The sequence below is a fragment of the Neoroseomonas soli genome (assembly GCF_018129065.1).
Lineage (GTDB): Bacteria > Pseudomonadota > Alphaproteobacteria > Acetobacterales > Acetobacteraceae > Neoroseomonas > Neoroseomonas soli.
Genome location: NZ_JAAEDM010000105.1, coordinates 1 through 12,377, shown reverse-complemented (window position 1 = coordinate 12,377; position 12,377 = coordinate 1). Strand labels below are relative to the sequence as shown.

The window sequence follows — 12,377 nt, the reverse complement described above, 5'->3', positions numbered from 1 at the left end:
CGGGAGGCGCCCCCGCCGCCGGCCGGACCGGCGGGGCGGCGCGCGTCGCCGTGCGGTCGGGCGGCGCGTCTTCCAGCGCCTCCTCCGCCCCCCAGTCCAACTGCAGCGCCAGCGCCGCGAGCAGGGACGCCCGTTCGTGCTCCATCCCTGCCATATCGGCCCCGGGCGGGGTTCCGTGCAACCCGCCCTGCCGCTACATGGACCCCGTAATGCAGGAGACCGCCGGGACATGTCCGTAGAACGCGAGGCGATGGAATTCGACGTGCTGATCGTGGGGGGTGGCCCGGCCGGGCTCGCCGCCGCGATCCGGCTGAAGCAGCTCTCGCCGGACACCTCGGTCTGCCTGGTGGAGAAGGGCAGCGAGATCGGGGCGCACATCCTGTCCGGCGCCGTACTGGAACCCCGCGCGCTCGACGAACTGATCCCCGACTGGCGCGACGACCCGCCCGCCCTGGCGACGCCCGCCAAGGACGACCGCTTCATGCTGCTGACGGCGACGAAGGCGTACAAGCTGCCGACGCCGCCGCAGATGCACAACCACGGCAACTACATCGTCTCCCTCGGCAATGTCTGCCGCTGGCTGGGTGCGAAGGCCGAGGCGCTGGGCGTCGAGATCTACCCGGGCTTCGCCGCCTCCGAGACCATCATCGAGGACGGCCAGGTCAAGGGCGTCGTCGCCGGCGTCATGGGCATCACGAAGGACGGCGAGGAAGGCCCGAACTACCAGCCGGGCATGGAACTGCGCGCGACCTACACCCTGTTCGGGGAAGGCTGCCGCGGATCCCTGACCAAGAAGCTGTTCGAAACCTACAAGCTGCGCGAGGGCGTGCAGCCGCAGACCTTCGGCCTCGGCATCAAGGAGCTGTGGGAGATCCCGAAGGAAAAGCACCAGCCGGGCCTGATCTGGCATTCCACCGGCTGGCCGCTGCCGAAGGACACCTATGGCGGGTCCTGGCTCTACATGCTGGGTGACAACCTCGTGAGCATCGGCTTCGTGGTTGGCCTCGACTACACCAACCCCTGGCTTTCCCCCTTCGAGGAATTCCAGCGCTTCAAGCACCACCCGGCGGTGGCCGCGATGCTGGAAGGCGGCAAGCGCATCGCCTACGGAGCGCGCGCGCTGAACGAGGGCGGCTTCCAGTCCGTCCCGAAGCTGGTCTTCCCCGGCGGTGCCATCATCGGCGACGCGGCGGGCTTCCTCAACGTGCCGAAGATCAAGGGCACGCACACCTCGATGAAGTCCGGCATGGTCGCGGCCGAGGCGATCGCCGAGGCGCTGAAGCAGGAGGAGCGGCCGGCGGTTCTCGGCGCCTACCCCGCGCTGCTGGAAGCGTCCTGGGTGTGGGACGAGTTGAAGGCCGTGCGCAACATCCGCCCCGGCTTCGCCAAGTTCGGCTTCTGGGGCGGCATGATCAACGCCGCGCTCGAGACCTACGTCTTCCGGGGCAAGTCGCCCTGGACGCTGGCGCACCACGACGACCATGCGGTGCTGAAGAAGGCGTCGGACGCGCCGAAGATCGACTACCCGAAGCCCGATGGTGTGCTGTCCTTCGACCGGCTCTCCTCGGTGTTCCTGTCGAACACCAATCATGAGGAAGACCAGCCGGCGCACCTGAAGCTGAAGGATCCGTCGCGCTGGAAGGCGGTGAACTTCGACACCTTCGGCAGCCCGGAAAGCCGCTACTGCCCCGCCGGCGTCTATGAGGCGGTGGGCGTCGAGGACGGCCAGCCTCGACTGCAGATCAACGCGCAGAACTGCGTGCACTGCAAGACCTGCGACATCAAGGACCCGACGCAGAACATCGACTGGTGCACGCCCGAGGGCGGCGGCGGGCCGAACTACATCGGCGGCATGTGAGCGAGGGCAACGCCCCGCGCGGGGCGCATCCCGTGATCGGCGTGCTGCGCGCGGGCGTGCTGCTCGGCCTCGGCTGGGTGGCCGCCGCGGCGCTGGCCTGGGAACGCTTCGGCGTGATCTGGGCGGCGCTGGTGCTGGTGATCTGGGTGCTGCTGCTGCGCCATCTGCATGGCGCGGTGGAGGCGTTGGCTCGCGCCCTGCCCCGCGCAACGGCGCCGCGCGACTGAAACCTCGGGCGGCCGGGACCGGCGCTCCGGCCGCGCCCTGCCGCGACGGCTCCGCGATATCTGCACCATGACGGGCGTTTGCCCGCGCCCTTCCGCACCTTTCTATTGCAATCTTCGCATATTCACTTCCGCATCCTTAAGTAACGCTTCCTTATTTGGCTTTTGCGTGAAATTTGAGACGCTTCGCCGGCAGGATGCGCCAATGCGCAACATCAGCCGGTGGGGCATGGCCCGGAGCGTTTTGCCGCCGATGAGGAGCCTGGGGATCGCATGGCACCTTCCGTCATCTGCATCGGGGCCGGACCCGCGGGGCTGACCGCCGCCTACCTGCTCGGCAAGCAGGGCGCGCGCACCACCGTGATCGAGGCCGATCCCGACCATGTCGGCGGCATTTCCCGAACCGTCACCTACAAGGGCTTCGGCTTCGCACATCATTGCGGATCCCTCCGCTGATCGACAGGATGCGGCGCATGCCCCTGCTCAGCGAGCTGTCGCGAAAGAACAAGATCGCGCTCCTCGATCAGCACCTGAAGCCGGCGTCATCCGTGCTCGAGATCGGCACCGGAAGCGGATGGTGTGCCGCGCACCTGAGGTCTGCCGGCCACCGGGTCGCGACGATCGATCTCGTCGAACCCGCGGATATCGTGGGAGACATCCCCGATTGGCGGAAGCTCGGCCTGCGCCCGGATTCCTTCGACGCCGTCATCGCCTTCGAGGTCGTGGAGCACGTCGACTGCACCGCCGCCATCGGCCAGCTCTGCCGTCCCGATGGCCTGATCTTCCTGTCCTCGCCGCATCCTCGCTGGGACTGGGTGATGCAGATCCTCGAGGCCGCAGGGCTTAACCAGCGCCGGACGAGCCCCCACGACCATCTCGTGGATTTCCGGACGCTTCCCTTCGACCCCATTCGCCTCCGCCGGCCGGCGTGGATCCATCAGCCCGCGGTCTTCCGCAATCCGCCGCGGCGCGAGGAACTAGCCTGAAGACCACGCCAGGATTACGCCACCGCCCCCCCTGCCCGACCGGCCTGCATTGCGCTACAGCAGGGGCACATTCCACGACCGGATATCGTCCCATGCTCCGCATCCACGGCATCGCCCGCTCCCGCGCCTTCCGCTGCATCTGGGCCGCCGAGGAGGCCGGGCTCGCCTATGAGGTGGAACCGCTCGGCTTCGCCGGCGGCTTCAGGCTCGAGCGCAGCCTCGACATCAATCCGAACAACAAGATCCCCGCGCTCGAGGACGGCTCCCTCGTGCTGTTCGAGAGCCTGGCCATCAACCTGCACATCGCCGGCAAGGCCGGCGCGCCGCTGATGCCATCCGGCGACGATGCCTCGCGCGTGCTGCAATGGACCCTCTGGGCCGCGACCGAGGCCGAGCCGCACGTCATGCGCTGGGCCTACAACGCCTACCTCAAGCCCGCCGCCGAACGCATCCCGGCCGAGGCAGCGGCAGGCAAGGAGGCGCTCGACGCCCGCCTCGCCGTGCTCGAGGGCGAACTCGCGAAGCGGCCCTTCCTGGTGGGCGATGCCTTCACCGTCGCCGACCTCAATGTCGCCGGCGTGCTCTACGGCGCCTGGTTGAACGGGTACGACCTCGCGCCCTTCCCGAAGGTCAAGGCCTGGCTCGACACCTGCCTGAACCGCCCGGCGGCGAAGCGCGCGCGGGCGCAGCGCGAGGGCTGAGAGACCGCTTGAGAATGCGCCGTATGGCGCATTCTCGAACCCGGCCCCGGCCCGCATTCTCAAACAGTCTCCGAGCCCTACCGCCAGACGAAGTTGCGGATGGCGCAGGTCTCGACGTTGCGCTGCTCCATGACCCGGCCGTCCATGAACACCACGCGCATATCGGCGGTGCAGACGCCGGTGCGCGGCAGCGCGATCGGCATCGACGCGCCGGGCGGCAGGATCTGGCGCGGCCCGAGCCTGTCGCTGCCCCAGTTCCGCTGGCTGGTGAGCGAGACGTAGATCTCGCGGATCGGCTCCCCGCTTCCGTTGACGAAAGTGAAGGAGGGATTGGGCTGTTCCGCTGGCCGCGGCGGCGGCGAGGTGGGCGTGTTCGGCGCGTCGCTACCGAAGGTGATGCGCGACAGCGTGCAGGCATGGACGCCGAGATGCCCGTCCTCCGTCCCGTCGGCGAAGCGCACGCGGATGTCGAGGTAGCAGTCGGAGAAGTTGGGCTCGACCCAGACCTGCATGCCCGGCTGCAGCGGCCCGCGGTTGAGGATGTTCGCCCCCCATTCGGTGACGCGGGACGGCGAGACATTCGCCGCGACGATGGTCTGCCCGGTGTTGTTCTGCAGCCAGAAGCGGTTCTGCGCCGCCGCCGGCTGGGCACCCAGGACAATGACCATCAGGGCGGCGAGGGCGGCAATCAGGCGCATCTGGTCTCTCCGGAAGGCGGCGGCGTGGCCAATCTAGCCCGTCCGCGGCGGCAAGGTGATGGCGGAAGCGACGCCGTGTAGGCTCGCGCCGTGGCAGGGAGGCATGACGATGGAAGGCGGGCGCCCCGCGATCCTGGTCCTCGGGGCGGGCGGGCATGGCAAGGCGGTGCTGGACCTGCTGCTCGCGCATGGCGGCTGGCGGGCGGCGGGCGTGGTGGATGCGGCGCCACGCGCCGCGGCCGTGCTCGGCGTGCCGGTGCTGGGCGACGAATCGCTGCTGCCTGGCCTGGTGCGGCAAGGCGTGGGCGCGGCGCATCCCGCCATCGGCCACAATGCGCAGCGCCTGGCCGCGGCGGCGCGCCTGGCGGCAGCGGGCTTCGCCCTGCCCGCCCTCCTGCACCCCGCGGCGGTGCTCGGGCATGGCGTGGCGCTCGGCGAGGGCGCGGTGGTCATGGCGCGGGCAGCCATCGGACCGGAGGCGCGGATCGGCCGGCTCGTGCTGGTGAACACTGGCGCCATCGTCGAGCATGACTGCGTGCTCGAGGAAGGCGCCCACATCGCCCCCGGCGCGGTGCTGACCGGCGGGGTGCGGATCGGCGCGGGCGCGATGGTCGGCGCCGGCGCCGTCATTCGCCCTGGCGTCGCCGTCGGTGCCGGCGCCGTCATCGGCGCGGGCGCGGCCGTGCTCGCGGACGTGCCGGCGGGCGTGACCGTCGCGGGCGTCCCCGCCCAGATCCTGCCGGAGCGGATGCGACCTTGATCCCGACGCGCCGCGTCCTGCCCGCCGCCTACCGGGGCTGATTCTCGGCGGCGATGCAGGCGGCGAAGCCGGGGGCGGGCACGCCGCGCCGCAGCGGCACGCAGGATTCCGGTGGGACGGCGCCGAACACCGCGCCGGCGTCCAGCGCCTCGCCCAGGAAACGGTCGAGGTGCCGCATCGCCCCGTTGGGCAGGTCGTGCAGCACCAGCACGACCGTCTCGCGCGCCTCGCGCAGCATGGCGTGCGCGGTCGCGACCCAGCCTTCCGGGTCGCGATAGTCGCCGGGTACGGCATTCCACAGCCAGACGGTGTGGCGATGCGCGACGAGATGATCCGCCGCCGCAGGGTTCAGCAGATGCGGGCCGAGCGCGCCGCCGCCGCCATTCGGGCGGAACAGCCGGTCCGGCCCGTGCAGCGTCCCGATCAGCGCGTCGGTCTCCGCGATCTCGGCCACGGATTCGGCCGCGCCGCGCCGGCCGAGCGGCTCGCCATGCGTCAGCGTGTGGTTGCCGATGGCGTGGCCTTCGGCGCGCGCCTGCTCGGCGCAGGCGCGCGCGGCCGGGTCGCGCAGCTTCCGGCCGATGACGAAGAAACTCGCCGGGATGCGGCGGCGCGCGAGCACCGCCAGCACGCCCGGCGTCACCTCCGGCTCGGGGCCGTTGTCGAAGGTCAGCGCGACCCCGACCACGGCACTCAGTCGCCGATCGTGTTGGTCAGCGTGCCGATGCCCTCGATCTCCAGCTCCATCACGTCGCCGGTCTTGAGCGTCTGCGGCGGCTGCATGGCGTAGCCGACGCCTTCCGGGGTGCCGGTCATGATCACGTCGCCCGGCAGCAGGGTGAAGCCGGCGGAGAGCTGGTGGATGATCTCCTTCACGTCGAAGATCATCTTCGACGTGCGGCTCGCCTGCCGCTGCTGCCCGTTGATCTTCAGGCCGATGGCGATGTCGGAGGCATCGAGATCCTCGCGCGGCACGATCACCGGCCCGAGCGGGCAGGAACGGTCGAGCGACTTGCCCTTGAACCACTGGCCGTGGCGGCGCTGCAGGTCGCGCCCGGTCACGTCGTTGCCGATCGTCCAGCCGAAGACGTGCTCGAGCGCCTTCTCCTTCGCGATGTCGCGCCCCGCCTTGCCGATGACGGCGACGAGCTCGACCTCGTAGTCCAGCCACTTGGTCACGTCGGCATGGTTCGGCACCAGCGCGCCCGGTGCGATGACGGTGTCGGCCGCCTTGGTGAAGAACTGCGGATACTTCGGCATCTCGGACTGGGTGATGCCGCGCGTGCGGTCCCCTTCCGCCACATGGTCCATGTAGTTGCGGCCGACGCAGAAGACGTTGCGGCGCGGCTGCGGGATCGGCGCCTGCAACGCGACGGAGGCGAGCGGCAGCACGGCATCGGCCGGCGGATTCGCGGCCAGCGCGCGCACCTGCGCGAGCGCGGCCGGCCCGGCCTCGATCAGCGCGATCATGTCGCGCGCGGGCGGCATCGCCGCGCCAAGGTCGAGCACGCGCCCGCCGTCGAGCAGCACGCCCGCGCGGCTGCCCGCGGCATCGGCGAAGGTGACGAGTTTCAGTCTGGCCATGGCATTTCCCCTGATTGGCTCCATGCCACGCAAGCGCGGCGCGCGGCCGCGCGCAAGACCCCCCCGGGGCTCATAGGGGCGGCAGCGACGCCGGCCTGGCGCCGGAGGTCGCGGCCGGCGCACCAGCCCCGCGCGCCGATTCACCCGGCTATGATGACGGGCGCATCAATCCTCGAAGCGCGCGAGCCGCACCGCGGTATGCCCGCGCGGCACCAGCGGCGTCGGCATCACCAGCATGCAGTCGTCGTGCGGGGTGCGGATTTCCTCGTCCCCGTCCACGGCGATCAGCGTGTTGCGGCGGTGGATCACCTCGCCGCCGCGGAAGTCGCGCAGGAAGGTGAAGCCGCGCGACGCGGCGGTGACCGTGCGCGTCACGCGTGCGAACCGCGGCGGCGGCGCGGGCTCGACCAGCGGGAGAGGCGCGTCCTCCGCCACCACCCCGGCCAGGCGCAGCATGCGCGCGCAGACCTGCTCCATCCTCGCCACCGTCGCCGGCTCCCAATGGTCGCCGGCCTCGACCAGCACGGCCACAGGCGGCGTCGCGGGCTCGGCGAAGCGGGCGTAGTCGATCAGCCGCCGCCCACCGGCATGGCCGACATCGGCGACCACGACCCGCGGGGTGCCGATGGCGAGGCCGAAGCGCGCGGCCTTCTCCGTCTCCCCGGTCAGGATCAGCGGGTCGGAGGCCCAGAGCATGGAATGCAGGTCCACCAGCATGTCGACCGTGTCGACCAGCGGGCGCAGGTCCCGCGCGCGGCGCAGCTCGGCCGACCGGCGCGGGCTGTCCAGCAGTCCGTTGTCCCAGACGCGGTTCAGGTCCTCGTCGATGAAGCGCGTCGCCGTCGGGTCCTCGCGGTCGAAGCGGGCGAAGGCATCGAGGTTGCCGAAGACCAGCGAAAGCCGCCCGCGCGACGGCCGCAGCCCCGCGCGCAGCATGCGGTCGAGCACCGCGGCGCCGGCGATCTCGTTGCCGTGGATGAGGGCGGTGATCGCCACATGCGGGCCAGGCATGGGCGCCGCGAAGGACCAGGCGCCGGGGATGCCGCTGTTGCCGGCAAGCCAGCGCCGGATATCGGGCACGGCAATGTTGACCGGGACCGAGAATGGCCTCGCCGGCCATTGCGGCGGCACCTTCTCCTCAAGCATCCGCCGCCGCCGCGCGAAGGCAGCGCGTGCCGCCGACAGGCAACCCTGCCGCGGATTGCCCCGCACCCAATAGGCCCCCCAGCACTCGCCACATGATTGCAGTGTATACGGGCCGGGCGGCGCGTCCATCCGGTCCGCCTGACGAATTGCGCCGTCGTGACAGATGTCACAGGCGAGGGGCCGTGACGCGCGCGATGCCGCGGACGACGGAAAGCCAAGGCCGCCGTGCCGGCGCCTCATCCCATGCCCGGTCGCGCCGACGCAGCCCCAGGGTGAGGGCCAGCCCCGGCGGCAACGCTCAGGGTGCGAGCGGCGCCGGCCCCGTCACGGCGCGGATGTAGCGGTCCACGCTCCTCCGCACCGCCGCCTTGCCGCCGGTGGCCATCACGCGGTCCCACCAGCCGCCGTAGATCGCATCGAAATCCAGCGCCTCGAGCGCCGCGCCGATGCGCGCCACATCCGCCGCCGGCAGCGGCACCCAGTTGGGGAAGGACCACATGAAGGAGACGTGCCTGCGGTCCGGCGCGACGCTGGCGATGTCGCCGGTCAGGATCGCGCCCTTCCCTTCGGCCCGGTGCAGGATCGTCCCGCCCGCGAAGTGCCCGCCGATGCGATGCAGGGTGACGCCGGGCAGGACGTCATGCGTCTCGCCCGACCAGAACCGGATCGCGGGATCGGGCCGCATCACCCAGGCGCGGTCGGCCTCGTGCAGCAGCACCGGGCAGTCGAAGGCATGCGCCCACTCGATCATGCTCGTGTAGAAATGCGGGTGGCTGACCGCGATCGCCTTCAGCCCGCCGAGCGCCTTCAGCAGCGTGACCGTGGCCGGGTCGAGCAGCGCCACGCAGTCCCACAGCACGTTGCCCTGAGGCGTGCGCACGAGCAGCGCGCGCTGCCCGATGGCGAAGTCCGGGAAGACGCCGAGGCCCAGCATCCCCGGTGCCACGTCCCGCCAGCCGATGGCGTGGCGGCGCTGGAGCGCCTCCATCGTCGTCCATTGCTGGCCCGCCGCCGGCACCCATTGCCGCGGATCCTCGCAGATGGCGCAGGCGCCCGGCGGGGTGGCGGAGGGCGCGTGCTGCGTGCCGCAGGTCGCGCAGATGAAGGCGGTCGTGCTCATCGTCGTCGCTGCCTCTCCTCGGCCACCAGGCGCTCGAGCTGCGCCATCGGGATCGCGCCGGGGATCAGGGTCTCGCCGATCACCAGCGCCGGGGTGCCTTCGATCTGCAGGCTGCGCGCGAGCCGCAGGTTGGCGTCGAGGCGCTGCTGGATCGCGGCGTCGTCCATGTCCCGGACCATCCGCGCGGCATCGACGCCCACGCGCTGGGCCTCGCTGCGGATCAGCGCGTCGGTCGGCTCCCCGCGCAGGCGCATCAGCGCGTCGTGCAGTTCGACATACTTGCCCTGCCGCTGCGCCGCGAGCAGCGCGCGGGAGGCGACGACGCTCTGTGGCCCGAGGATCGGGATGTCCTTCATCACCACGCGGATGTTGCGGTCCCGGCGCAGCAGGTCCGCCATCTCGGCGTGCAGGCGCTTGCAGTAGGGGCAACGCGCGTCGAAGAACTCGACGATGGTCACGTCGCCGCGCGGATTGCCGCGCACCGGGTCGGCGGGGTCGTTGAACAGCGCATCGCGGCTGGCGACGATGGCGGAGCGCTGGGCGCCGGCGCGGTCGCGCTCCTCGGCTTCCTGCATGGCGCCGATGGCGTCGCGCAGGATGGAAGGGTCGCGGCGCAACGCATCGCGCAGGATGGAGACGATCTCCTCCCGTTGCGCATCGGTGAAGGCCTGCGCCATGGCGCGCCCGCCCGTCACGATGCCGGCCGCGGCCAGCAGGAAGGCTCGTCTCATCGTCTCTCCCGGCGCCGGCGCGCCTCTTCCTCGGCTGCCCGCATCTCGGGCGAAAGGTTCTCCCGCCGCGACGCCTCGAGGATGTCGCGTGCCCGCTGGCGGGGCGGACCCGGCGGCAGGCGTGGCTCGGCACGCGTGGCCAGCGTGCGCGCGGCGGTGAAGTCGCTCAACAACATCGCTTCCTCGGCGAGCGCAAGGTCGGCCCCCGCCCTGTCCTCCGCCCGCCCCCGCGCGGTGGCGAGCAGGCGCCAGGCGAAGGCGAGTTCCCGGTCGAGCGTCACGGCCTGTTCAAGTTCCCGTGCGGCGAGGCGCAGCGAGGCAGGATCGCCGGCCTCGATCAGCGCGCGGCCGTGGCCGGCGCGGATCAGCGCCTCCTGCGGCGCCAGGCGCGACGCCGCGCCATAGGAAGCGAGCGATTCCCGCACCCTTCCGCCCTCGAACAGGACCTGCCCCTTGAGTTCGTGCAGGTAGGGGTCGGAGGGGCGTTCGCGGATCAGCCCGTCCAGCACCGCAACGGCTTCCGCCCGCCGCCCCGCCCGGTGCAGCGCGGCGGCACGGGCGTAGCGCGCCGGGGCGCCCGTGTCGGTCGCCGGATAGCGCCGGAAGGTGAGCTCGGGCCGGTCGAGGAAGCCGTCCAGCTTGGCCCGGACCATCGCGTAGCGTGCCTCGAGCCCGGCGGGCACGGCCTGCTCCTGCTCGCCGAGGCGTGCCGTCTCCTCCCGCAGGAAGTCGAGCCGGTCGCGGGAGAGCGGATGCGTGCGCAGATAGGGGTCCTGGCGCGAAGCCTGGAGGTTCTCCTGGTCCAATATCCGCTCCAGAAGCCGGACCAGGCCTGCGCCGGACCAGCCGCTGCGCGCGAGCAGCCCGACGGCAGCCTGGTCGGCCGCCTGTTCCTGCGCCCTCGTGTAGGCGAGCAGATCCTGCAACGCCGCGTGCTGCCCCGCCATGGCGATGCCGATGCCGAGTTCCCCGCCGCCGCGCCCGCCGGCCGCCGCCGCCGCGACGCCGCCGAGCAGCATCGCCGCCGCCTGGCGCAGCATGGCCGCGCGCAGTTCCTCCGGGATGCGGCTGACGTGGCCGCCTGCGATATGACCGGTCTCATGCGCCAGCACGCCGGCGAACTCGGCGACGCTCTCGGTCTGCTGGATCAGCCCGGTATGGATGAAGAGCCGGTTGCCGGTCGTGACGAAGGCGTTTATGGCCCAGGCCTGCAGAAGCGTGATGCGGATGGCGGCCGGGTCGAGGCCCGCGGCCCGGAACAGGGGATGCGCGACGGCCCTGACCACGGCCTCGGTTTCCGCATCGCGAATGGTCACGACGCGCTGCCCTCCCGGCTGCGCGGCAGCGGAGGCGAGCACGAACGGCATGAGGACCAGGACGACGACGACGGCCAGCGCCTTCCGCATGCCTGCCAGCCTACCCCGTCCCGCCCGCAGCCCGAAGCCCCGCCGCGCCCCCTGGCTGCTCGCGCTGGCCGCGCTGCTGCCGGCCTGCTCCACCATCGAATCGATCACGCCGAGCTTCATCAGCCGCCCATCGGTGCCGCTCGGCACGCCCGGGCACGTCACCGGCTTCGTCGGCGGCGCCGTGGCCGACGAACCGCGCGCGGCGATCGTGGCGCGGGAGATCCTTTCCGCCGGCGGCTCGGCGGTGGACGCGGCGGTGGCCGGCGCCTTCGCCATGACCGTCACCCTGCCCTCCCGCGCCGGGCTCGGCGGCGGCGGGGCCTGCCTGATCTACAACCAGCGCCAGCGGGAAGTGCTTGCCGTCTCCTTCCCCGCCGGGGCGCGGTCCGGCCTGCCGCAGGGCGTGGACCGGCCGGCGGCGGTGCCGCTGATGGCCCGCGGCCTCTTCCTGCTGCACACCCGCGGCGGCCGGCTGCGCTTCGAGCAGCTGATCCGCCCGGCCGAGGACCTCGCGCGCCTCGGCACCGAGATCAGCCGCGCCTTCGCGGGCGACCTCGCCGTCGTCGCCGCGCCGCTGCTGAACGACCCGCAGGCGCGCCGCGTCTTCGGCGCGCCCGGCGGCGGGCCGCTGCAGGCCGGGGAGCGGATGACGCAGCTCGACCTCGGCGCGACGCTGGCGCAGCTGCGCACGGGCGGCGTGGGGGAGATGTACCAGGGCGGGCTGTCGAGCCGCCTGGCCGATGGTTCCCTCGCCGCCGGCGGCGGGCTGACCGAAGCCGAATTGCGCGCCTCGCGCGCGGAGGTCATGGAGCCGGTGCGGCTTGCAGCCGGCAATGACATCGCCTTCTTCCTGCCAGCCTCCGTGGACGGCAGCGCGGGCACGGCGCAGGCCTTCCAGGCGGCCTTCGCCGGCCAGGCACCGCCCTTCGGCGGCGGCATGACGGGGGCGAGCGCCGGGCTGGTCACGCTGGACCCCGAAGGCAATGCGGTGACCTGCGCCTTCTCGATGAACAACCTGTTCGGCACCGGTCGCGTGGTGGCGGAGACGGGCATCCTGCTCGCCGCCGCGCCGGGGCTGGGGTCGGTGCCGCCGGCGCCGCTCGCGGTCGGACTCGCGACCGCGCGGGATCTGCGCGGCTTCCGCTCCGCCGCGGCCGGATCGG

The 12,377-nt window shown here is 72.0% G+C and carries 14 protein-coding genes; 7 read left to right on the top strand and 7 right to left on the bottom strand.

Features of this window, described 5'->3' with window-relative positions; translation table 11 throughout:
* The first annotated feature begins 229 nt into the window (after positions 1 to 229).
* The 5 genes from GXW76_RS22800 to GXW76_RS22780 all read left to right on the top strand — a co-directional run bounded on the left by GXW76_RS22800 (position 230) and on the right by GXW76_RS22780 (position 3,769).
* Complete coding sequence (locus tag GXW76_RS22800) at positions 230 to 1,858, top strand: electron transfer flavoprotein-ubiquinone oxidoreductase (protein WP_246514630.1); 1,629 nt, start codon at positions 230 to 232, stop codon at positions 1,856 to 1,858.
* On the top strand, positions 1,855 to 2,085 hold the full coding sequence (locus GXW76_RS22795) for a hypothetical protein (RefSeq protein WP_211864441.1): 231 nt from the start codon (positions 1,855 to 1,857) through the stop codon (positions 2,083 to 2,085). The genes GXW76_RS22800 and GXW76_RS22795 overlap by 4 nt, the downstream gene beginning before the upstream one ends.
* 270 nt (positions 2,086 to 2,355) lie before the next feature.
* The gene (locus GXW76_RS22790) at positions 2,356 to 2,538 is read left to right on the top strand and encodes an NAD(P)-binding protein (RefSeq protein WP_211864440.1); all 183 of its coding nucleotides are present in this window, start codon (positions 2,356 to 2,358) and stop codon (positions 2,536 to 2,538) included.
* A 17-nt stretch (positions 2,539 to 2,555) separates the two neighbouring features.
* Positions 2,556 to 3,068 carry a class I SAM-dependent methyltransferase gene (locus GXW76_RS22785; RefSeq protein ID WP_211864439.1) on the top strand — a complete coding sequence of 171 codons (513 nt, stop codon included), beginning with the start codon at positions 2,556 to 2,558 and terminating at the stop codon, positions 3,066 to 3,068.
* Between the two features lie 92 nt (positions 3,069 to 3,160).
* On the top strand, positions 3,161 to 3,769 hold the full coding sequence (locus tag GXW76_RS22780) for a glutathione S-transferase family protein (protein WP_211864438.1): 609 nt from the start codon (positions 3,161 to 3,163) through the stop codon (positions 3,767 to 3,769).
* A 77-nt stretch (positions 3,770 to 3,846) separates the two neighbouring features.
* Here GXW76_RS22780 and GXW76_RS22775 read toward each other — a convergent pair whose 3' ends face one another.
* Positions 3,847 to 4,467 carry a Tat pathway signal protein gene (locus tag GXW76_RS22775; RefSeq protein ID WP_211864437.1) on the bottom strand — a complete coding sequence of 207 codons (621 nt, stop codon included), beginning with the start codon at positions 4,465 to 4,467 and terminating at the stop codon, positions 3,847 to 3,849.
* Between the two features lie 103 nt (positions 4,468 to 4,570).
* Between GXW76_RS22775 and GXW76_RS22770 the strand changes: the two genes are divergently transcribed.
* Positions 4,571 to 5,227, top strand: a complete 657-nt coding sequence (locus GXW76_RS22770; RefSeq protein WP_211864436.1) for a NeuD/PglB/VioB family sugar acetyltransferase — start codon at positions 4,571 to 4,573, stop codon at positions 5,225 to 5,227.
* 28 nt (positions 5,228 to 5,255) lie between these two features.
* Here the strand turns inward: GXW76_RS22770 and GXW76_RS22765 are convergent, their stop codons facing one another.
* The 6 genes from GXW76_RS22765 to GXW76_RS22740 all read right to left on the bottom strand — a co-directional run bounded on the left by GXW76_RS22765 (position 5,256) and on the right by GXW76_RS22740 (position 11,214).
* Entirely contained in the window at positions 5,256 to 5,915 is a 660-nt protein-coding gene (locus GXW76_RS22765) for a polysaccharide deacetylase family protein (protein ID WP_211864435.1), read from the bottom strand.
* A gap of 5 nt (positions 5,916 to 5,920) precedes the next feature.
* Positions 5,921 to 6,811 (bottom strand): fumarylacetoacetate hydrolase family protein, encoded by an 891-nt coding sequence (locus GXW76_RS22760; RefSeq protein WP_211864434.1) that lies wholly within the window; start codon positions 6,809 to 6,811, stop codon positions 5,921 to 5,923.
* 165 nt (positions 6,812 to 6,976) lie between these two features.
* Positions 6,977 to 7,957 carry a M14 family metallopeptidase gene (locus tag GXW76_RS22755; RefSeq protein ID WP_211864433.1) on the bottom strand — a complete coding sequence of 327 codons (981 nt, stop codon included), beginning with the start codon at positions 7,955 to 7,957 and terminating at the stop codon, positions 6,977 to 6,979.
* Between the two features lie 298 nt (positions 7,958 to 8,255).
* Positions 8,256 to 9,077 (bottom strand): MBL fold metallo-hydrolase, encoded by an 822-nt coding sequence (locus tag GXW76_RS22750; protein WP_211864432.1) that lies wholly within the window; start codon positions 9,075 to 9,077, stop codon positions 8,256 to 8,258.
* Positions 9,074 to 9,808: a DsbA family protein gene (locus GXW76_RS22745; RefSeq protein ID WP_211864431.1), complete on the bottom strand. Its 735-nt coding sequence runs from the start codon at positions 9,806 to 9,808 to the stop codon at positions 9,074 to 9,076. The genes GXW76_RS22750 and GXW76_RS22745 overlap by 4 nt, the downstream gene beginning before the upstream one ends.
* Complete coding sequence (locus GXW76_RS22740; protein ID WP_211864430.1) at positions 9,805 to 11,214, bottom strand: M48 family metalloprotease; 1,410 nt, start codon at positions 11,212 to 11,214, stop codon at positions 9,805 to 9,807. Before GXW76_RS22740 ends, GXW76_RS22745 begins: the two co-directional genes overlap by 4 nt.
* Between GXW76_RS22740 and GXW76_RS22735 the strand changes: the two genes are divergently transcribed.
* Positions 11,174 to 12,377: gamma-glutamyltransferase (locus GXW76_RS22735; protein WP_211864429.1), on the top strand; the 1,204-nt coding region annotated here is incomplete at its 3' end. The genes GXW76_RS22740 and GXW76_RS22735 overlap by 41 nt on opposite strands.

Bases quoted from the DNA above. Each gene is read 5' to 3' on its own strand.
- GXW76_RS22800 (WP_246514630.1), top strand. From the start codon at position 230: ATGTCCGTAGAACGCGAGGCGATGGAATTCGACGTGCTGATCGTGGGG.
- GXW76_RS22790 (WP_211864440.1), top strand. From the start codon at position 2,356: ATGGCACCTTCCGTCATCTGCATCGGGGCCGGACCCGCGGGGCTGACC.
- GXW76_RS22785 (WP_211864439.1), top strand. From the start codon at position 2,556: ATGCCCCTGCTCAGCGAGCTGTCGCGAAAGAACAAGATCGCGCTCCTC.
- GXW76_RS22780 (WP_211864438.1), top strand. From the start codon at position 3,161: ATGCTCCGCATCCACGGCATCGCCCGCTCCCGCGCCTTCCGCTGCATC.
- GXW76_RS22775 (WP_211864437.1), bottom strand. From the start codon at position 4,467: ATGCGCCTGATTGCCGCCCTCGCCGCCCTGATGGTCATTGTCCTGGGT.
- GXW76_RS22770 (WP_211864436.1), top strand. From the start codon at position 4,571: ATGACGATGGAAGGCGGGCGCCCCGCGATCCTGGTCCTCGGGGCGGGC.
- GXW76_RS22760 (WP_211864434.1), bottom strand. From the start codon at position 6,811: ATGGCCAGACTGAAACTCGTCACCTTCGCCGATGCCGCGGGCAGCCGC.
- GXW76_RS22755 (WP_211864433.1), bottom strand. From the start codon at position 7,957: ATGCTTGAGGAGAAGGTGCCGCCGCAATGGCCGGCGAGGCCATTCTCG.
- GXW76_RS22750 (WP_211864432.1), bottom strand. From the start codon at position 9,077: ATGAGCACGACCGCCTTCATCTGCGCGACCTGCGGCACGCAGCACGCG.
- GXW76_RS22745 (WP_211864431.1), bottom strand. From the start codon at position 9,808: ATGAGACGAGCCTTCCTGCTGGCCGCGGCCGGCATCGTGACGGGCGGG.
- GXW76_RS22740 (WP_211864430.1), bottom strand. From the start codon at position 11,214: ATGCGGAAGGCGCTGGCCGTCGTCGTCGTCCTGGTCCTCATGCCGTTC.